Source organism: Tabrizicola fusiformis, assembly GCF_013328815.1.
In the GTDB taxonomy this organism is placed as follows: Bacteria; Pseudomonadota; Alphaproteobacteria; order Rhodobacterales; family Rhodobacteraceae; genus Fuscibacter.
Genome location: NZ_JABUHN010000003.1, coordinates 450,087 through 468,863, shown reverse-complemented (window position 1 = coordinate 468,863; position 18,777 = coordinate 450,087). Strand labels below are relative to the sequence as shown.

The window sequence follows — 18,777 nt, the reverse complement described above, 5'->3', positions numbered from 1 at the left end:
CTATCACAGAGGTCGCGGGGTAGGTCTGTCCACGGAAAGGGGAGGTCCCACGATCAACCGATTTGTGCAACAGAGCCATGATCGACGCGACCCACCTGAAAACACACCGGACGGCTTCCAGCATGGCCGTGCAAAAAGGGGGCGCGGACGGCTGATCGGCCGGACCAAGGGCGGGCTGAACTCGAAACTGCACGTCCTGGCCGATGCGAAGGGCCGCCCGATCCAGATGTTCCTCTCGGCAGGCCAGACCTCCGACTACCTGGGCGCGCGGGCGCTCCTGTCATTGATCCCGAAAGCCGGAGCGCTGCTCGCTGATCGGGGTTACGATGCCGACTGGCTCCGCAACGCTCTGATCGACATGGCGATTTCTCCCTGTATCCCGTCCCGCTCAGGGCGCAAGGAACAGATCCCCCACGACACTGACCTCTACCGCAAGCGCCACAGGATTGAGAACACCTTCGCTCGCCTCAAGGACTGGCGAAGGATCGCAACCCGCTACGACCGCTGCCCGATCCTCTTCCTCTCCGCCTGCGCCCTCGCCGCGACTGTCATCTATTGGTTGTGAGTCCTGACCCTAGGTATTGAAGGGTTCCGTTCTGATATCTATACAAGAACTTCTTTCCTGCACAGGGTCTGACCGCGCATACAGCTATAGGTGTTTAGGTTCGCCCTGAACCAAGCCGTCGAATATCCTCCAGTGTCCGTAGGGCGCGTGCTTGCACGCACCTGTGCCGGGCGGATTGGTGCGTGAGATCACGCACCATACCAAGCGCCCCATCGGCAACATCCCGCCGGCCTGTTTGACCCTGCGGTGATCGGCCCCATTTCCTTCTGACAACCAAAGGAGGTTTGCATGAAGGGACTGATTGCCTGGCTCATGGGTGTTCCGCTGTTCGTGGTCATCCTGCTTTACGTTTTCGGCTATTTCTGACGGGACAATCCCGGGGGTGCGTGAGATCACGCACCCCACCGGGGGGGCGAGTCGGGGTGGAACCCCGACCTACATTGCCCCCTCATCACCTTCCCGCGCACGCCCGCCGGGCCACCTTCCCCTTGGCCGGGAAACCGCCTACATCCCGCGGGACAAGACCCCGGAGGCTCCGATGCGCGCGATCCTGTTTGCCCTTGCCCTGACCGCCCCGACCGCCGCCCTTGCGGTGGATGTCGAGCAGTTGGACACGCCTTCGGGTGTCACCGTCGAATATGTCAAATGCAGCCGCAACTCGAACCGCTGCCTGAATGCGGCGGCCAAGCATTGCAAGGGCTCCTATCAGGTGATCGGCAGCGAGAGCCATCCGGGCACGATCGTCTCCGATGTCTTTGCCGGCTCGGTCACCTGGTATTCCATGACCTTCCTCTGTGGCGTGTCGGACGGGGCCTTGCCCGGCTTCCCGTATCAGCGCACCGCCGAGCCGCCCTCGACTCTGGTGCCGCCGGGCATCAGCACGGTCTGCACGGTGCTGGGCCGCGGGCAAAGCTGCCGCTCGCAATAGACGCGACCCCGGTTGCGACATGCGCGCCGCTTGCACGGGGACGGGCGGGGCGGCATAAGCCCCCGGACCACGGCGCGAGGGACAGGATATGGCGGACAGCACGGAACAGCGGGCCTCGTCGCGCCGCGTCGGGGCTTTGGCGGCGCTCTGGCCTTTCATCCGGCCCTATCGCGGCATGGTGGTTCTGGCGGGTCTGGCGCTGATCCTGACGGCGAGTGTCAGTCTGGTGCTGCCTCTGGCGGTGCGCCGGGTGGTGGACGGCTTTGGCGACAGTGCCGCCCTCCTGGACAAGTATTTCGGCGCGGCGCTGCTGATTGCGGCGCTTTTGGCCGGCGGCACCGGGCTGCGCTATTACTTCGTCACCCGGCTGGGAGAGCGGGTGGTGGCCGATATCCGCCGCGCCCTTTTTGACCGGGTGCTGGGGATGAGCCCGGCCTTCTTCGAGAAAATCCTGACGGGTGAGGTGTTGAGCCGCATCACCACCGACACCACGCTGATCCTGTCGGTGATCGGCTCGTCGGTGTCGGTGGCGCTGCGCAATGTGCTGATGCTCTTGGGCGGGCTGGTGCTGCTCGGCCTGACCTCGGCCAAGCTGACGGGGCTGGTCTTGCTGATCGTGCCTGCGGTGGTGGTGCCGATCGTGGTGCTGGGCCGCAAGCTGCGCACCCTCAGCCGCGAGAATCAGGACTGGATCGCCTCGTCCTCGGGCAAGGCGGCCGAGGCGTTGCAGGCGGTGCAGACCGTGCAATCCTTCACCCATGAGGCCGGCACCCGCAGTGATTTCGCGGATGTGACGGAAAAATCCTTTATCTCGGCCCAGACCCGCATCCAGACCCGGGCGGTGATGACGGTGATCGTGATCTTCCTGGTCTTCGCCGGGGTGGTGGGCGTGTTGTGGATGGGCGCGCGCGATGTGCGCGCCGGCGTGATGAGTGCAGGCCAACTGGTGCAGTTCGTCATCTATGCCGTGATGGTGGCCGGGTCGGTCGGCGCCCTGTCGGAAATCTGGGGCGAGTTGCAGCGCGCGGCGGGCGCCACCGAGCGGCTGGTCGAGATGTTGCAGGCCGAGGATGCGGTGGACGATCCCGCCAGCCCGCGTAGCCTGCCCCGCCCGGTGCAGGGTGAGGTTGTGCTGGATGGCGTGACCTTCCGCTATCCGGCCCGGCCCGAGGTTTCGGCCCTCCGCGACGTGTCGCTGCGGGTGGCGCCGGGTGAGACGGTGGCGCTGGTCGGTCCTTCGGGGGCGGGCAAGTCCACGGTGCTGCAACTCTTGATGCGGTTTTACGATCCGCAGGCGGGGGCGGTGCGGCTGGACGGGGTCGACCTGCGCGACATGGCCCGCGCCGATTTCCGCCGCGCCATGGCGCTGGTGCCGCAAGACCCGGTGATCTTTGCCACTTCGGCGCGCGAGAACATCCGCTTTGGCCGCCCCGAGGCAAGTGACGCCGAGGTTGAGGCGGCGGCACGGGCGGCGGCGGCGCATGACTTCATCGCTGCACTGCCGCAGGGCTATGACAGCTATCTGGGCGAGCGCGGGGTGATGTTGTCGGGCGGTCAGAAACAGCGCATCGCCATCGCCCGCGCGATCCTGCGCGACGCGCCGGTGCTTCTGCTGGACGAGGCGACAAGCGCACTTGATGCCGAAAGCGAGCGCGCCGTGCAACAGGCGGTGGAGCGGCTGGGGCAGGGGCGCACGGTTCTGGTGGTGGCGCACCGGCTGGCCACGGTCAAGCGCGCCGACCGCATTGTGGTCTTCGAGGCCGGGCAGATCGTCGCCATGGGTAGCCATGACGAACTGGTGGCCGAGGGCGGGCTTTATGCCCGGCTGGCGCGGCTGCAATTCACCGAAGGCACCGCAGGCTGACGGGAAAAGGCCGGGGTTTTTCCCCCGCCCCGCTGTCACACTCTCTGGTTAAGCTCGCGCAACCCCGCCGTTTCCGGCCGGGTCTGGCTTGCAACATGGAGATGCGAGATGGGTTTCTGGAGCTTTCTGACCGGCTCGGGCAAGGAACTGCCCGCCGAGGCCAATGCCACCCCCAGCGCCGAGACGCTCAAACAGGAAGTGGCCGATCTGGGCCTTGATACCTCGGGCGTCGAGATCAAGGTGGAAGGCGATACCGTGAAGGTCGAGGGCAAGGCCGTCAGCCCCGAGGTGAAGGAAAAGATCATCCTCGCCGTGGGCAATGTGCAGGGCGTGTCAGGTGTCGAGGCCGAGGCGGATGGCCCCGAGCCGGTGTTCTACACCGTCAAGAAGGGCGATACCCTGTCGGCCATCGCCAAGGCGACGCTGGGCAAGGCCAGCCTTTACCCGGCGATCTTCGAGGCGAACAAGCCGATGTTGAGCCACCCCGACAAGATCTATCCCGGCCAGACGTTGCGGATTCCGCCGCAGGACTGATCCTGAACCGGCGGGCGCGCAGGGGCATGAATGCCCCCGCGCGCCCGCTTTTCGACTGACGTTGCGTATTCTCTGCCCGCCCAGCCTTGGCAAAGCGGTGGTTTCTGCCCATCCTTAGGGCAAATGACAACCGCGACAGCGGGGTTTTCAGGGGAGGAAACCATGGGATCATTCGCTAATCTGGCGGATCTGAAGGCCATCGAGGCGGAAAGCGCCTGGGAAGACCGCGATGTCGCCCGTTCGATGTATGAATTTCTGGGTCGCGCCCGGCAGGCCCATGGCCCCCGTCCGGCGATTTCGTATCAGCTTCTGTCTGACCCCGGCTCAAAGTCGCTGACGCTGACGTGGAACGACCTGCACGCGAAGGTGACGCAGGCCGCCAACCTGTTCCGCAGCCTTGGCGTGGGTGAAAAGGATGTGGTCGCCTATATTCTGCCCAACACGCTGGAAACCGCCGTGACCCTTCTGGGCGGGGCCGTGGCGGGGATCGTGAACCCGATCAACCCGCTGCTTGAGGCCGAACAGATCAGCGCCATCCTGCGCGAGACCAAGGCCAAGGTCGTGGTCACCCTGCGCGCCTTCCCCAAAACCGACCTGCCGCAGAAGGTGGCCGAGGCGGTGCGCCATGCCCCCACGGTGAAGACCGTGCTGGAAGTTGATCTTGTGCGCAATCTGGGCGGGCTGAAATCGCTGATCGTGCCCTTGGTGCGGCCGAAGAACCCGGTGCAGCATTCCGCCAATGTGCGCGATTTCAACGCCGAATGCGCCCGCCAGCCCGCCGATGCCCTGAGCTTTGCCGATACCAAGACCGACCGCGTGGCGGCCTATTTCCACACCGGCGGCACCACCGGAATGCCCAAGGTGGCGCAGCACAAGGTTTCGGGCATGGTCTATAACGGCTGGCTGGGGGCGCGGCTGTTGTTCACGGCGCAAGACACGGTGATGTGCCCCCTCCCGCTGTTCCACGTCTTTGCCGCCTATCCGATCCTGATGTCGATGATCGCGTCGGGCGCGCATGTGATCTTCCCGACCCCTGCGGGCTATCGCGGTGAGGGGGTGTTCGACAATCTGTGGAAGCTGATTGCCCAGTGGAAATGCACCTATCTGGTGACGGTGCCCACGGCCCTTTCGGCGCTGATGCAGCGCCCGATCAATGCCGATGTCAGCACGCTGCGCGGCGCCTTCTCGGGGTCTGCCCCGCTGCCGATCGAGCTGTTCAACCGTTTTGAAAAGGCGACCGGCGTGCAGATCGTCGAGGGCTATGGCCTGACGGAATGCACCTGTCTGGTGGCGGTCAACCCGCCCGAAGGCAACAAGAAGATCGGCTCGGTCGGGCTGCCCTTCCCGCATACCCATGTACGCATCCTGCAAAAGACCGCCGAAGGCTTCCGCGAATGCGGCGTGGATGAGGTGGGGGAAATCTGCGTCGCCAATCCGGGGGTGTTCGAAGGGTCCACCTATACCGAGGTGGACAAGAACAAGGATCTTTTCGCCGAGGGCCGTTTCCTGCGGACCGGCGACCTTGGACGGATCGACGCGGACGGTTATCTTTATATCACCGGACGCGCCAAGGATCTGATCATCCGCGGCGGCCACAACATTGACCCCGCCCTGATCGAAGAGGCGCTGATGGGCCATGAGGCGGTGGCCTTTGTCGGCGCCATCGGCCAGCCAGACGTTCATGCAGGCGAATTGCCCTGCGCCTATGTCGAGCTGGTCAAGGGCGCCACGGTCACCGGCGACGATCTGATGGCCTATGCGCAGAACCACATCCACGAGCGCGCCGCAGTGCCCAAGTTCATCGAAGTGCTGTCGGAACTGCCCAAGACCGCCGTCGGCAAGGTGTTCAAGCCTGACCTGCGCCGCCGGGCCATCACCCGGGTCTATGATGCCGCATTGGCAGAGGCCGGGATTGCAGCCCGGGTTGCCGAGGTGGTGGAAGACAAGAAACGTGGTCTTGTCGCCCGCATTCAACGGCTTGGCCCGGTGGATGAGGCGGCCGCATCGGCACTTCTCAGCAGCTTTGCCCAAGCCTGGGACTGGGCCGACTGACCGCGCCGGCGGTGCGTTTGCGGGGCGGTCATGGCAACATGACCGCCTTTTTCATTTGCAACCTTGGGCGCAGCGTTTCATCCTCACAAGGAGTTGAACCGAGGGGAGTTTTGACATGAAACGGATAGGCTCGGGCCTGATTGCCTTGGCCCTTGCGGCATTTGCGCTGCCGGCGGTGGCCGAGCCCAGTTCGCAGACGCTGTTCACCCACAAGCATTGGGAGGTCGAGATCGTCGGCTTCGACGATGGCAGCTTTGCCTGCCTTGCCGAGGTGGATGCCACGACCGACAGCTTTACCGTCTGGGTCTATGCGGACCAGTCGGTGCGCCTGCAATTCTACTCCACCTCGTGGGAGTTCGGCGAAGGCGACACTGCCGATCTTCAGGTGCAGATCGGCCGCCGTTCGCCGTGGAACCTGACCGGGGCCGAGCTTTACAAGAATTCGATCCTGTTCGATCTGCCCGACAGCAATCAGGGCGTAAACTTCCTTGTCGAAGTGGCGCAGGGCAGCCGCCTTTATCTGCGCACCGCGCAGGGTGAGGGGGTCAAGGATTACTCGCTGGCAGGGTCGCAGGCGTCGATGAACGCGCTGATCGAATGCGCCGATGCGCTGAAAGGCAACAGCAAGAATCCGTTCAACTGACGCTCAGGGCGTGGCGGTGTCCATCCAGATGGTCACCGGCCCGTCATTGGACAGCGCCACATCCATATCGGCACCGAAGATGCCGTTCTGCACCGGAACGCCCTCGGCGGCGATCCGGGCCGAGAAATGCTCATAAAGCCGCTTGCCCTCGTCCGGGGCGGCGGCGGTGCTGAACCCGGGGCGGTTGCCGCGCAGATCGGCGGCGAGGGTAAACTGGCTGACGACAAGGGCCGCCCCGCCGATATCCTTGACCGAGCGGTTCATCTTGCCCGCCTCATCCTTGAATATCCGCAGCTTGACGATCTTGGCCGCCAGCCTGTCGGCTTCGGCTACGGTATCGCCCTGCATGGCGCAGACCAGGATCAGAAGGCCCGGGCCGATCTGCCCCGTCACCACGCCTTCAACCGTGACCGAGGCGCGGCTGACCCGTTGCAGAACCGCCCTCACAACTCGTTGGCCCAGGGCGGGTTGGCGCCGGGGCGGCTGACGGTGATGGCGGCGGCGCGGGTGCCAAGGGACAGCGCAGCGTCCAGTTCCGCATCGGAAAGCGCTGCAATCCGCGTCTTGCTCAACGCCCCGGCCTGATGCAACGCGCAAAGCGCCCCGGCGTTGAAGGTGTCGCCCGCGCCGACCGTATCGGCCACGGTGACCTTTTGCGCCGCGACAAAGCGGTCTTGCGTGGCGGTCACGGCACGGGCGCCTGCCGCGCCTTCGGTGATGAAGACCACCTTCGGCCCCTGCGCCACGATGGCGCGGGCCAGCGTGGTCAGATCACCCGGCCCCATCAGCCAATGCAGGTCTTCGTCCGAGAGCTTGACGATATCGGCCCGCGCCACCATCCGCCCGATCCGGGCGCGATAGGGGGCCTCTTTACCCGCGATGAAGCCGGGGCGGATGTTCGGGTCAATCATCGTGACCCGGGTCGCACTTTCGCGGGCCTGAAGCGCCTCATAGGTGCTGGCGGCGGGGTCGTTGACAAGAGAGATGCCGCCGAAAAACAGGGTCGAAACCGTGGCGGGCAACATCGGCAGATCGTCCTGTGACAGCATCAGCCCCGCCGTGCCTTCGTCATAAAAGGCATAGGTCGCCTGACCGTTGACCAGTTTGACAAAGGCGACCGTCGTGGGCCGGGGGGAGCGGGCGCAATAGCGCGTATCCACCTGCGAGGCGGTCAGCGTCTCGGCCAGAATCTCGCCCAGCATGTCGGTGGAAATCCCAGAGAAGAAGGCCGAGGGCGCGCCAAGCCGCCCCAGAGCGATGGCGGTGTTGAACACCGCCCCGCCGGCATAGGGCGCAAAAGCCGCCTCGCCTTGAGTCGAGGTGCGCGGCAGCATGTCGATCAGGGCTTCGCCACAGCTTAGAATCATCGGTCCGTCCTCCCGGTTTGGGCGACTATAGCGGAAGCTGCGATGTTAGCGCAAACATCGGCTTTGAGGCGGATGGGCAGATTGCCCATCCTACGCGGTGAAATAGGGGGTCAGGTTGGCGCGGACACGGGCCAGCGGGGTTTCGCCGCCAAGGTCAGGCACAAAAGTTTCGCCGGTGATCGCCTCATAGGCGTCGATGTAGACGCGGCTGGTGGCCTCGATCATTTCGGCGGGGATGTCGGGGATCGGGTCGGTATAGGGGTCGCAGCGCGCCGCGACCCAGGCCCGGATCACATCCTTGTCGAAAGACGGCGGGCGGCTGCCCGCCGTGAACGCCGCCTCATAGCCCAAGGCAATCCAGTAACGGCTGCTGTCGGGGGTATGAATCTCATCCGCGATCAGGATGTTGCCCGCGGCATCGGTGCCGAATTCATATTTGGTATCGACAAGGATCAGCCCGCGCTCGGCGGCCAGTTTCTGCCCCCGCGCGAACAGCGCCAGCGCCTTGGCCGAAACTTCATCCCATTGCGCCTGCGTGAGAAGCCCCTGCGCCACGATCTCTGCGGCGGTCAGCGGTTCGTCATGGCCGCCGTCGAAAGCCTTTGACGTGGGGGTGATGATGGCATGTGGCAGCGCCTGATTGTCGCGCAGCCCGTCGGGCAGAGTATGGCCATACATCTGCCGTACGCCCTTGCGGTATTGCGTCAGCACCGAGGTTGAGGTGGTCCCGGCCAGATAGCCGCGCACCACCACCTCAACCGGCAGGATGGTCAGCCGCTTGCCGATCACCACATTGGCGTCGGGGTAGGCAAGGACATGATTGGCGCAGATGTCTTCGGTCCGCTCGAACCACCAGCGCGCGATCTGGGTCAGCACCTGCCCCTTGAAGGGAATGGCGGCCAGAATCCGGTCAAAGGCCGAAATCCGGTCGGAAGAGATCAGGATGCGCCGCCCTTCGGGATGGGCAGCATCGGCGGGCAGGTCATAACAGTCGCGCACCTTGCCGAAATAGGGGTTGGGCAATTCGGCAATGCGGGCGTGATCAAGGATGCGCATTCGGGCCTCCGGGCTTTGGCGGCTTTAAGCGGCGGGGCCGCGGGCTTGTCAAGCGGGCGCGCGTGTCAGCCGCCCCGGCGCGGCGGCGTGCGGCCAGGGTCGCCGCGGCGGCCAGTCGGTTTGGCTGTCGGTTTGGCGGGGCTGGTGCGCCGGGTTGCGGGTTTGGCGGCATCGCGCACCGCTTCCGCAGGTTTGCTGCTGCGGCGGGTGGTGGGTTTGACGGCCTCTTCCGCGGGTTTGGCACCGGGACTGCGCCGGGTGGCGGGTTTTGCGGCTTCCCGCGCCGTTTCGGCTGGTTTGACGCTGCGGGGGGCCGTGGCGGGCTTGGCGCGCCGGGTCGCGGGCTTGGCATCGTCGCGCGGGGTGTCGGTGGCAGGTTTGGCGGCGCTGCGGGGGCGGGTGGCGGCCTGCCAGCTTTGCGACAACTGGCGCAGACCCTCACCCTCGGGCAGGCGGTCGGATCCGGGCTTGGCCGGGGTCCGGCGCACACGGGTCACCGTTCTTGCCCCGGGTGCGGTGCTGCCGCTGCGGGCGGGCGGTTCCACCCCGGCGCCGCCGATTTCGCCCAACTGGTCGCGCAGCACCTTGGCACGCACCTCTTCGACCTGCCCGGGTTGCAATTCGTTCAGGCGGAAGGGGCCATAGCTGACCCGGATCAGCCGGTTCACCGCCAGCCCGATGGCCGACATCGCGCGGCGGATCTCGCGGTTCTTGCCCTCGCGCAAGCCGACGGTCAGCCAGGCGTTGGCGCCCTGAATGCGGTCCAGCACCACCTGCATCGGCTGAAACCGCTCCCCCTCAATCGTGATACCCTTGCGCAAGGGCTCCAGATCGGGGTCGGTCGGGTTGCCGTTGACGCGGACGCGATACTTGCGCAGCCAGCCGGTCGAGGGCAACTCCAGCCGCCGCTTCAGCTCGCCGTCATTGGTCAGCAGCAAAAGCCCTTCGGAATTGAGGTCGAGCCGGCCGACCGACATCACCCGCGGCATCTCTTCAGGCAGATGGTCAAACACCGTGTCGCGGCCCTTTTCATCGGCGGCCGAAGTCACCAGCCCCTCGGGCTTGTAATAAAGCCAGAGCCGCGCCGGTTCCTTGGCGGGCAGCGGTTCACCCGAAACGGTGATCCGGTCGGCATCGGTCACGTTCAGCGCGGGCGAGGTGATGGTCTTGCCGTTGACCGTGACTTCCCCGGCCTCGATCAGCCGCTCGGCCTCGCGGCGCGAGGCGATGCCGCGGCGCGACAGAACCTTGGCAATCCGCTCGCCCTCGGGCGTGGAGGCGGCCTTTGCGGCGGGGGTGGGCTTTTCTTTTCCGGCCATGATCGGCATCCTTGGGCACGGGGCGGCCAACCCCGGGGGCTGTCTGCCCCCGGAACCCCCGAGGATATTTGAGCCAAGATGAAAGAGCAACGCGGGTTCCGGTCCTTCATGGATGTCGCGCTGGACGAGGCGCGGGCCGCGGGCGTGCGGGGCGAGGTGCCGGTGGGCGCCTGTCTGGTGCTGGAGGGCGATGTGATCGCCCGTGCGGGCAACCGCACCCGGGAATTGTCCGATCCGACCGCCCATGCCGAGATGCTGGTGATCCGTGCCGCCTGTGCGGCGCTGGGGCAGGAACGGCTGACTGGGGCGGCGCTTTATGTCACGCTCGAGCCCTGTCCGATGTGTGCGGCGGCGATTTCGGCGGCGCGGGTGGCGCGGCTTTACTACGGGGCGGCGGATGCGAAAAGCGGCGGCGTGGCGGTGGGCGCGCGGGTGTTCAGCCATCCGCAATGCCATCATGTGCCCGAGGTCTATGACGGAATCGCCGGGGCCGAGGCGGAGGCGCTGCTGAAGGCGTTTTTCGCCGGGCGGCGTTAGCGGCTGATCAGGGCCAGTCGCAAGGCCAGCCCGGCAAAAACCATGGCCGAAACCCGGGCCAGCCAGCGCCCCAGCGCCGATGAGCGGGCAAGCCGCTGCCCCGCGCCGCCCGCCAGCACGCCCACTGCACCGTTCACCACCAGCCCGCCCAGCGACAGCACGGCGCCAAAGATCAGGAACTGCGGCAGGACCGGGCGGCTGGCATCGACGAATTGCGGCACGAAGGCCAGCACGAAGAGGATCACTTTGGGATTGCTCAGGTTCACCAGAAATCCGTCCCGAAAGGCCGTCGCCGCGCGGGTCTGTGGCAGATCGCCCGGGCGCCCGCCGCCGCGCAGCGCCATGGCGGCCAGCCAGAGCAGATAGGCCACGCCGACCCAGCGGATCACCTCAAACGCCCAAGGAGCCCCGGCCACCAGCGCACCAAGACCCAGGCCCGCCAGCGTGACATGTACCAGGCCGCCCAGAGCGATGCCCGCATCCGCCGCCAGCGCCGCACGCGGGCCGCCGCGCAGGCCCTGACCAAGGCAGAACATCATATCCGCCCCCGGCGTGAGGTTAAGGGCGAGGGCTGCGGGGATGAACCCGGCAAGGATCGCTCCTTCGACGATCATCCCAGTCTGTCCCGTATCGCCAGCAGGTCTGCCCATGCCTCACGCTTGGCAATGGGATTTCGCAAAAGATAGGCCGGGTGGGTCATCGGCATCAGCGGCTTGCCCAGAGCCTCGGTCCAGGTGCCGCGGGCGCGCAGGATGCCCTTCTGTCCAGTCAGCGCCAGCAGCGGCGTGTTGCCCATGACCACGATCAGATCGGGGTCGGCAAGGGCGATATGCCGCTCGACAAAGGGGCGCATCAGGGCGATTTCGGCAGGCTCGGGGTCGCGGTTGCCGGGGGGGCGCCAGGGCATGACATTGGTGATGTACAGCGCCGTGGCCGGGTCGGGGCTGATCCGCGACAGGCCGATGGCGGCGAACATCCGGTCCAGCAACTGCCCGGCCCGGCCGACGAAGGGGCGGCCTTCCACATCCTCATCCCGGCCCGGCGCCTCGCCCAGAATCAGAACGCGGGCGGTGGGGTTGCCATCGGCAAAGACGGTGTTGCGCGCGCCCTTTTTCAACTCGCAAAGGTCGAACCCCGCCAGCGCCTCGCGCAGCGCGTCAAGCGAGGTCGCGCGCCCCGCCACGGTTTGCGCCACGGCAACGGGATCATCCGCAACGGCGGCGACGGGGGGCGGTGCTGTCGGTGAGGCCGCAGCGGGTGGCGGCATCCGCACCGGGGCCGCCTCAAGCGCGAAGCGGTCCACCGGCGCCTCGCCGCAGGGATCGGTCAGCCCAAGCTCGACCTGCCAGGCCAGCGCAGCCAGCGCCGCCTCCCAATCGCCCGCGATGTCCTGCACGATTCCCATGGGTGGCAGGGTAGGGCGGGGCACGCGGCGGGACAACCCGACTTGTCCGCGCGACCGCCGCTTTCTATAAGGCGGCAAAGCCCCAGGGGAGTGCTGCCCGATGACCTTCCGCGCCCGTCACCTTCTGGGGATCGAGCCCCTCGCCCCGCAGGAAATCACCAGCGTTCTTGATCTGGCCGACCGCTATGTCGATCTGAACCGCCGCACGGTGAAATCTTCGGATGCGCTGGCGGGGATGACGCAGATCAACATGTTCTTTGAAAACTCCACCCGCACGCAGGCCAGCTTTGAGCTGGCGGGCAAGCGGCTGGGGGCGGATGTGATGAACATGAGCGTCGCCCAGTCCAGCGTGAAGAAGGGGGAGACGCTGATCGACACCGCCCTGACGCTGAACGCGATGCACCCCGACCTGCTGGTGGTGCGGCATCCGTCGTCGGGGGCGGTCAACCTTTTGGCCTCCAAGGTGAATTGCGCGGTGCTGAACGCGGGCGACGGGCGGCACGAACACCCGACGCAGGCCCTTTTGGACGCGCTGACCATCCGCCGCGCCAAGGGACGGATTCAGCGGCTGACCGTGGCGATTTGCGGCGACATCGCCCACAGCCGCGTGGCGCGGTCGAACCTGATCCTGTTGGGCAAGATGGAAAACCGCATCCGGCTGATCGCGCCGCCCACGCTGATGCCCGCCGGGGTGGGCGAATTCGGCTGCGAGCTTTACGACGATATGCGCGAGGGGCTGAAGGGCGCCGATGTGGTGATGATGCTGCGCTTGCAGAAAGAGCGGATGGACGGCGGCTTCATCCCGTCCGAGCGCGAATACTACCACCGCTTCGGGCTGGATGCCGAGAAGCTCTCCCATGCCAAACCGGACGCCATCGTGATGCACCCCGGCCCGATGAACCGCGGCGTCGAGATCGACGGCGAAATCGCCGACGACATCAACCGGAGTGTCATTCAGGAGCAGGTGGAAATGGGCGTCGCCGTCCGCATGGCCTGCATGGACCTTCTCGCGCGCAACCTGCGGGCGGAACGGGGGCGGCGGGCGGTGGAAAGTTATGTCTGACGGGCCAGCCCCTGCCCCGGTGCCGCCATCGGTGACGGCGATGTTGATGCCGGGCGAGACGGTGCTTTGGAGCGTATGTCAGAAGCGCTGGAAGACGGTTATTCAGACAGTGCCAACGCTTGTCCTGATCTATCTGTCATTGGCCATATATGTGCTGTTGGTCTCACTGGTTTGGATTTGGCCTGAAGTATGGATCGAGAACACAGACCCTTTTAAGCGCAAGCTGGTGGAGGGTTTGTCAGTGCTTATTGTAATCGCGGCGCTCATATTTTTGCTGGGCGCAGTTATGGTCACTTACCTTTTCGTAAGAATGGCGTTCGGGGATGAGCGTAGGTTGTGTTGCTTTCTGCTGACGCAGGATCGCCTGTTCACTGTGAACTCTGCGACATTGAAGGTGGTCCAGACCATTGCCTTGAGCGGTATGCGCGCAAGACATCGGACGCTTACCGGCGTTTCCCTCTATGCCGCCGCATCAACCTCGGGCTCAGGAAAAGCACTCGTCGGTAAAGTAAATGGTATCACTCGGGAAGATGGAACTTACTTGGTCTATCTGATAAACACCCGTCTCCCCTCCATGAGAGAGCTGATGCCTGACCCCGCCCCCAAGCCCCCCAAATCCGACGCCCGCATCGGCGGCATGGTGGCGGCTGCGGTTCTGGTGTTCCTCGTGCTGTTCACGGTGGCCTTTGTGGTGATGGCGACCTGATCCGGACAAAGCGTCGCCCCGTTTGGGCGTGACGCGGGGTGGCCCTGCGGCTAGCATGAAGGCCGCCCGCCAAGGGTTCATGGACAGGAGACCGCCATGCCCGATCTGCCCCGCGACAGCATTCACCCCACGCCTGCGGCGCTGGAGGGTGACGAAAAGGTCGTCGCCCGTTTTGCCGCCGATCCGGCCACCTATTGGCGCAGTCATGCGGTGATGGCGGTGGCGGGGGCTGTTGGGGCCGGGGTTGTGCTGGTGCTGCTGGGCAATCCCTACCCCTGGACCGGGCCGCTGGCGGCGGTGCTGGCCATCGGCGCGCGGGCGGCCTATCTGCGCTCGGAAGTCTTTGTCGAAGACTGGCGGATGACCTCGCGCCGCCTCCTCGGCCCCGGCGGGCGGGCCCTGCCGCTTTCCCAGATCAAGACGGCAGCAAAGTTCCTCGATGCCGTGCAGGTGGTGACCAAGGGCGGCGACAAGCACCTGATCAAGTTCCAGAAAGACCCGGGCGCGGTGGCCGATACCATCCTTGCCGCGCGGGACAGGCCCCATGGCTGAGGGCGTCGTGATCGAGGCAGAGCCCCGCGAACTTCGGCCCGACGGCGAGGCTGCGAAAGAGTGGGAGGGCCTGCTGGCCGATGGAGAGCGGATCCTCTGGCAGGGCGCGCCGCTGCGTGGCTTTGTCTGGACCCCGGTGCTGCAACGCAACCGCCTGGTTGGTCTTGTGACTAAGCCGTTGGTCATTGTCCTTGTGGGCTTCTTCTTTTTCAAAGAGAAGTCGGCGGAACTCTCGCGGCTTGATGTCGGGCTGATTGTGCTGTTCTGGGTGGCTGTCGTCTTGATCTGCTATCAGGCCATCGGTCATTTTAACCGCAGGCGCAGTTTCTACACCCTGACCGATCAGCGCGCCCTGATCGGGACCTGGCATTTCGGCATCCATTCGCTGCGCGATGTGCCGCTTTTCACCGATACCCCGCTGCGGCTGGTGCAGGGCCGCTGGGGTGCAGTCTATTTCGCCCGCCGCGTCGAGGATCGGGAAAGCGGCGCGACGGTGGAGGACGGGTTCGAGGGCATCGCCGACCCACAGGAACCCTATCGCCTGATCGCCGAGTTGCGGGAACAGCGCCGCGCGGCGGGGGACGGCTCGCCGCTTGTCGAGCAAGCCGCTCCGCACTAAGCAGACCGGGCAAACCGGCGGGGGATGCGATGAGGCAGGGCGACAGTGACGCGACCGAGAGGCTTGTCCTGCCGGAGGGCGAGCGGCATGTGCTGCGGGTCTTTGCTCTCAACCTGCCCGCCGCCGACCTGACGCGGTTGCGCGGCAATGCCGATCTGCTCGCCGCGCTTCTGGGGGTTGAGGCGCTGGACCCTTCCGGGGTTGAGGTGTTCGATCTGGCCGATCTCGCCGGGCTGGGCCTTGCCGCCTATCTGGTTGAGGGCAACGGCGCCGCCGAGGCGCAGATCGCCGCTGACCACGACCGGCTGGATGCGCTGACCGGCGCGGTCATGATCCTGCATTCTGCCGCTTTCGGGGGCCGCGCCACCCGCCTGCATCCCGACCCGCGCCTGCGCTTGATCGGAACCTATGGCGAAGACTTGTCGCCGGTGCGGTTTGAGCCGCTGCCCGATGCCGCCGCCCGGGGCCTCTTGCCGCAGGGCAGGCCGGTGACGACAGACATGCGCCGCGCGGCGCGGATCACGGCGGTATTGTTGTTTCTGGCGGCGATTGCCTTGTTCCTGCTGCTGGGACGCTGACCCATGACCGACCGCCCGGATCCGCTAAAAGAGCCGCTGCCGCAGCGCGGGCGGGATCAGGCAGCGGCGTGTGACGCCCGCAGGTTTTTGGGTATCCCCGGCGCCGAAAATGTTTATGAAATCATCCGCACGATTCAGAAGGGCCAGCCATGACGATCCACTTCCACAATGCCCGTCTGATCTGTCCTGAAACCGGGACCGATGCGCCCGGCAGCCTGACGGTGGACGCCGGCAGCATCCTTGCCCGCGACGCCGATGCCCCGGAGGGCGCCACGGTGATCGACTGCAACGGCGCCTGCCTTGCGCCCGGGATCGTGGATTGGGGTGTCAAGATCGGCGAGCCGGGCGAGCGGCACAAGGAATCCTTCCGTTCCGCCGGGCTGGCGGCGGCGGCGGGCGGGGTGACCACGATCATCGCCCGGCCCGACACCGCCCCCGCCATCGACACGCCAGAAACGCTGGAGTTCGTCACCCGCCGCGCGGCGGAATCGGTGGTGCGCATCCGCCATATGGCGGCGCTGACCAAATCCCGCGCCGGGCGCGAGATGACCGAGATCGGCTTTCTTCTGGATGCCGGGGCCATTGCCTTTTCCGATGTGTTCCACGTCGCGACCGATACCAAGGCGCTGGGCCGGGCGCTGACCTATGCGCGCAGCTTGGGCGCGCTGGTGGTCGGCCACCCGCAGGAGCCGGGCCTCTCGGCGGGTGCGGCCACCACCAGCGGCAAGTTCGCCAGCCTGCGCGGTCTGCCCGGCGTCTCGCCCATCGCGGAACGGATGGGGCTGGAGCGTGACCTTGCGCTGGTCGAGATGACCGGGGTCACATGGCACGCCGATCAGATCACCACCGCCCGCAGCCTGCCGGCGCTGGCCCGGGCCAAGGCCGATGGATTGGACGTGACGGCAGGCATCTCGATCCACCACCTGACGCTGAACGAATTCGACGTGGGCGACTACCGCACCTTCTTCAAGCTGACGCCGCCGCTGCGCTCGGAAGAGGACCGTCTGGCCATGGTGCAGGCGGTGGCCGAGGGCGTGATCGACGTGATCGGCAGCTTCCACACCCCGGCGGATGAGGAATCCAAGCGCCTGCCGTTTGAAGAGGCGGCTTCCGGCGCGGTGGGCCTGCAAACCCTGCTGCCCGCCGCGCTGCGCCTTTACCACGCGGACGCCATCGACCTGCCGGTGCTGTGGCGCGCGCTGTCGCTGAACCCGGCGCGGCGGCTGGGCCTGCTGCAGGGGCGGCTGACCCCCGGCGCCCCGGCCGATCTGGTGCTGTTCGACCCGGATGCGCCCTTCGTGCTGGACCGTTTCGCGCTGCGGTCCAAATCCAAGAACACCCCCTTTGACGGCGCCCGGATGGAGGGTAAGGTTCTGGCAACATGGGTGGCAGGCACCCGGGTTTTCGCGGCGGAGTAGCCCCATGCCCCATATCACCTCGGCCCCGCTGGCGCTGATCCTTGTGGCGGTGCTGGCCTATCTCTTGGGTTCGGTGCCCTTCGGCATCGTAATCACCCGCGCGCTTGGCCTTGGTGATCTGCGCAAGATCGGTTCGGGCAATATCGGGGCGACGAATGTGCTGCGCACCGGAAACAAGGGCGCGGCGCTGGCCACGCTGGTTCTGGATGCGGCCAAGGGGGGCATCGCGGTGCTGATTGCGCGGGCCATGGTGGGCGAGGATGCCGCACAACTGGCTGGGCTGACGGCGTTTCTGGGTCATCTTTACCCGGTCTGGCTGGGCTTCAAGGGCGGCAAGGGGGTGGCGACCTTCCTTGGCACGCTGCTGGCGCTGGCCTGGCCGGTGGGGCTGGCGGTTTGCGCAACATGGCTGGTAACGGCCATTCTGACGCGGATTTCATCGCTTTCGGCGCTGGTTGCGGCGGCGAGTTCGGCGCTGTGGCTGTTCTTCTTCAATCACGGCCAGATGCTGGCGCTGGCGGTGGTGCTGACCCTCTTGGTCTATGTCCGGCACTGGGCCAATCTCGAACGGATCAAGGCCGGAACCGAACCGAAGATCGGCCAGAAGAAAGACCCCGCATGAAGCGCCTTGCCCTGCTGCTTGCCCTGCTGCCCGCGCCCGGTTTTGCCGTGACGGTCGAGGATGTTCTGGCCGAGGCCAAGGCCGATTGCGCCAGTTTCGACAACGGGGTGCTGACCGTTTCCCCGACGGCTGTGCATCAGATCGAGCTGACCGGCGACAGCACGCCCGAGACCTTGGTGGATTGGGCCGGGTTCGACTGTTCGACCATGGCCAGCGCATGGGGCGGGACCGGGGGCAGTCTGCTGACGGTTCTGATCAATGGTCAAAGGTCGGATCACATGGCGCTGGGCTGGACGCTGGTGCAGTTGAACGGCCCGGTCCTGCTCTTGGCGCTGCATGGCTCGGAATGCAATGCCACCGGCTCGCAGCCCTGCGCCGAGGCGCTGGTCTGGGGTGGGGAAACCCTGTTGTCGGTGCGTTCCGGCGGTGGTGAAGAGGATGACCAGCCGGTGGAAGAACCGGCGCCCACCCCCTGAGTCGGGCCCGGCTTCGCCCCTGATCAGCAAAGTTGACAGAAAGCCTGCCCGCCCGCACTCTTTCACGGCCATTTGATTTGGTGGCGTCGGGTTTTGGGAAAGGGAATTGCAATGAACATGACCGAGGCGGTGAAATCCGTCCTGTCGAACTATGCGAATTTCTCCGGCCGCGCGATCCGGTCGGAATATTGGTGGTTCACGCTGGCGAATGTGATCGGCAGCGTCATTCTGAACGGGATCGACATGGCGACGGGGGTGCCGATCCTGTCGCTGATCTGGGCGCTGGCGCTGTTGGTTCCGGGGTTGGCCGTGGGTGTGCGCCGCTTGCATGACCTTGATCGGTCGGGCTGGTGGCTGTTGATCGTGCTGGTGCCGGTCGTCGGGGTGATCCTGCTGATCTACTGGTTCGCCACCCGCGGCACCGTGGGGCCGAACCGTTTCGGCCCCGATCCGCTGCCGAACTGAGGTTCAGA

At 65.9% G+C, this 18,777-nt stretch carries 22 protein-coding genes and 1 pseudogene; 17 read left to right on the top strand and 6 right to left on the bottom strand.

All coding sequences use genetic code 11. From position 1 onward, the window contains the following. Positions 1-77: 77 nt before the first annotated feature. The 6 genes and pseudogenes from HS053_RS07120 to HS053_RS07095 all read left to right on the top strand — a co-directional run. A pseudogene (locus HS053_RS07120) lies at positions 78-565 on the top strand (IS5 family transposase); the annotation flags it as partial. A gap of 538 nt (positions 566-1,103) precedes the next feature. After that, positions 1,104-1,493: a hypothetical protein gene (locus HS053_RS07115; protein WP_174210510.1), complete on the top strand. Its 390-nt coding sequence runs from the start codon at positions 1,104-1,106 to the stop codon at positions 1,491-1,493. 88 nt (positions 1,494-1,581) lie between these two features. Continuing rightward, entirely contained in the window at positions 1,582-3,357 is a 1,776-nt protein-coding gene (locus HS053_RS07110) for an ABC transporter transmembrane domain-containing protein (protein WP_174210509.1), read from the top strand. Positions 3,358-3,465: 108 nt separating this feature from the next. Next, positions 3,466-3,891, top strand: coding sequence for a peptidoglycan-binding protein LysM (lysM, locus tag HS053_RS07105; RefSeq protein ID WP_174210508.1), 426 nt, complete (start codon positions 3,466-3,468; stop codon positions 3,889-3,891). Positions 3,892-4,053: 162 nt separating this feature from the next. Beyond that, the gene (locus tag HS053_RS07100; RefSeq protein ID WP_174210507.1) at positions 4,054-5,943 is read left to right on the top strand and encodes an acyl-CoA synthetase; all 1,890 of its coding nucleotides are present in this window, start codon (positions 4,054-4,056) and stop codon (positions 5,941-5,943) included. A gap of 115 nt (positions 5,944-6,058) precedes the next feature. Then, complete coding sequence (locus HS053_RS07095) at positions 6,059-6,586, top strand: hypothetical protein (protein WP_174210506.1); 528 nt, start codon at positions 6,059-6,061, stop codon at positions 6,584-6,586. A gap of 3 nt (positions 6,587-6,589) precedes the next feature. Here the strand turns inward: HS053_RS07095 and dtd are convergent, their stop codons facing one another. The 4 genes from dtd to HS053_RS22300 form a co-directional block, all read right to left on the bottom strand. Beyond that, positions 6,590-7,033, bottom strand: a complete 444-nt coding sequence (dtd, locus tag HS053_RS07090; protein WP_174210505.1) for a D-aminoacyl-tRNA deacylase — start codon at positions 7,031-7,033, stop codon at positions 6,590-6,592. Beyond that, positions 7,030-7,953 carry a carbohydrate kinase family protein gene (locus tag HS053_RS07085; RefSeq protein ID WP_174210504.1) on the bottom strand — a complete coding sequence of 308 codons (924 nt, stop codon included), beginning with the start codon at positions 7,951-7,953 and terminating at the stop codon, positions 7,030-7,032. The genes dtd and HS053_RS07085 overlap by 4 nt, the downstream gene beginning before the upstream one ends. Positions 7,954-8,043: 90 nt before the next feature. Further along, positions 8,044-9,009, bottom strand: coding sequence for a phosphoribosylaminoimidazolesuccinocarboxamide synthase (locus HS053_RS07080; RefSeq protein WP_174210503.1), 966 nt, complete (start codon positions 9,007-9,009; stop codon positions 8,044-8,046). Positions 9,010-9,074: 65 nt separating this feature from the next. Then, positions 9,075-10,328 (bottom strand): pseudouridine synthase, encoded by a 1,254-nt coding sequence (locus HS053_RS22300; RefSeq protein ID WP_241699770.1) that lies wholly within the window; start codon positions 10,326-10,328, stop codon positions 9,075-9,077. A 78-nt stretch (positions 10,329-10,406) separates the two neighbouring features. Here HS053_RS22300 and HS053_RS07070 point away from each other — a divergent pair, with 78 nt between their 5' ends. Next, positions 10,407-10,865, top strand: coding sequence for a nucleoside deaminase (locus HS053_RS07070; protein ID WP_241699769.1), 459 nt, complete (start codon positions 10,407-10,409; stop codon positions 10,863-10,865). Here the strand turns inward: HS053_RS07070 and HS053_RS07065 are convergent. Both HS053_RS07065 and HS053_RS07060 read right to left on the bottom strand, forming a co-directional pair. Then, positions 10,862-11,476 (bottom strand): LysE family translocator, encoded by a 615-nt coding sequence (locus HS053_RS07065; protein ID WP_458358881.1) that lies wholly within the window; start codon positions 11,474-11,476, stop codon positions 10,862-10,864. The two genes, HS053_RS07070 and HS053_RS07065, sit on opposite strands and share 4 nt — an antisense overlap. Continuing rightward, positions 11,476-12,270, bottom strand: coding sequence for a uracil-DNA glycosylase (locus HS053_RS07060; RefSeq protein ID WP_194245509.1), 795 nt, complete (start codon positions 12,268-12,270; stop codon positions 11,476-11,478). Before HS053_RS07060 ends, HS053_RS07065 begins: the two co-directional genes overlap by 1 nt. A 100-nt stretch (positions 12,271-12,370) precedes the next feature. Here HS053_RS07060 and HS053_RS07055 point away from each other — a divergent pair, with 100 nt between their 5' ends. The 10 genes from HS053_RS07055 (at position 12,371) to HS053_RS07010 (ending at position 18,769) form a co-directional block, all read left to right on the top strand. Continuing rightward, positions 12,371-13,333 carry an aspartate carbamoyltransferase catalytic subunit gene (locus tag HS053_RS07055; protein ID WP_174210501.1) on the top strand — a complete coding sequence of 321 codons (963 nt, stop codon included), beginning with the start codon at positions 12,371-12,373 and terminating at the stop codon, positions 13,331-13,333. Between the two features lie 40 nt (positions 13,334-13,373). Then, entirely contained in the window at positions 13,374-14,039 is a 666-nt protein-coding gene (locus tag HS053_RS07050) for a hypothetical protein (RefSeq protein ID WP_174210500.1), read from the top strand. 96 nt (positions 14,040-14,135) lie between these two features. After that, the gene (locus HS053_RS07045; RefSeq protein WP_241699768.1) at positions 14,136-14,591 is read left to right on the top strand and encodes a hypothetical protein; all 456 of its coding nucleotides are present in this window, start codon (positions 14,136-14,138) and stop codon (positions 14,589-14,591) included. After that, positions 14,584-15,210, top strand: a complete 627-nt coding sequence (locus HS053_RS07040; RefSeq protein ID WP_174210499.1) for a hypothetical protein — start codon at positions 14,584-14,586, stop codon at positions 15,208-15,210. The genes HS053_RS07045 and HS053_RS07040 overlap by 8 nt, the downstream gene beginning before the upstream one ends. Before the next feature lie 29 nt (positions 15,211-15,239). After that, positions 15,240-15,788 (top strand): hypothetical protein, encoded by a 549-nt coding sequence (locus HS053_RS07035; protein WP_174210498.1) that lies wholly within the window; start codon positions 15,240-15,242, stop codon positions 15,786-15,788. A 3-nt stretch (positions 15,789-15,791) separates the two neighbouring features. Further along, positions 15,792-15,941 carry a hypothetical protein gene (locus tag HS053_RS07030; protein ID WP_174210497.1) on the top strand — a complete coding sequence of 50 codons (150 nt, stop codon included), beginning with the start codon at positions 15,792-15,794 and terminating at the stop codon, positions 15,939-15,941. After that, positions 15,938-17,206: a dihydroorotase gene (gene pyrC, locus HS053_RS07025; RefSeq protein WP_174210496.1), complete on the top strand. Its 1,269-nt coding sequence runs from the start codon at positions 15,938-15,940 to the stop codon at positions 17,204-17,206. Before HS053_RS07030 ends, pyrC begins: the two co-directional genes overlap by 4 nt. A 4-nt stretch (positions 17,207-17,210) precedes the next feature. After that, positions 17,211-17,828 (top strand): glycerol-3-phosphate 1-O-acyltransferase PlsY, encoded by a 618-nt coding sequence (gene plsY / locus HS053_RS07020; protein ID WP_174210495.1) that lies wholly within the window; start codon positions 17,211-17,213, stop codon positions 17,826-17,828. After that, on the top strand, positions 17,825-18,304 hold the full coding sequence (locus HS053_RS07015) for a hypothetical protein (protein ID WP_174210494.1): 480 nt from the start codon (positions 17,825-17,827) through the stop codon (positions 18,302-18,304). The genes plsY and HS053_RS07015 overlap by 4 nt, the downstream gene beginning before the upstream one ends. Before the next feature lie 111 nt (positions 18,305-18,415). Continuing rightward, entirely contained in the window at positions 18,416-18,769 is a 354-nt protein-coding gene (locus HS053_RS07010; protein WP_174210493.1) for a DUF805 domain-containing protein, read from the top strand. Positions 18,770-18,777 lie beyond the last annotated feature (8 nt).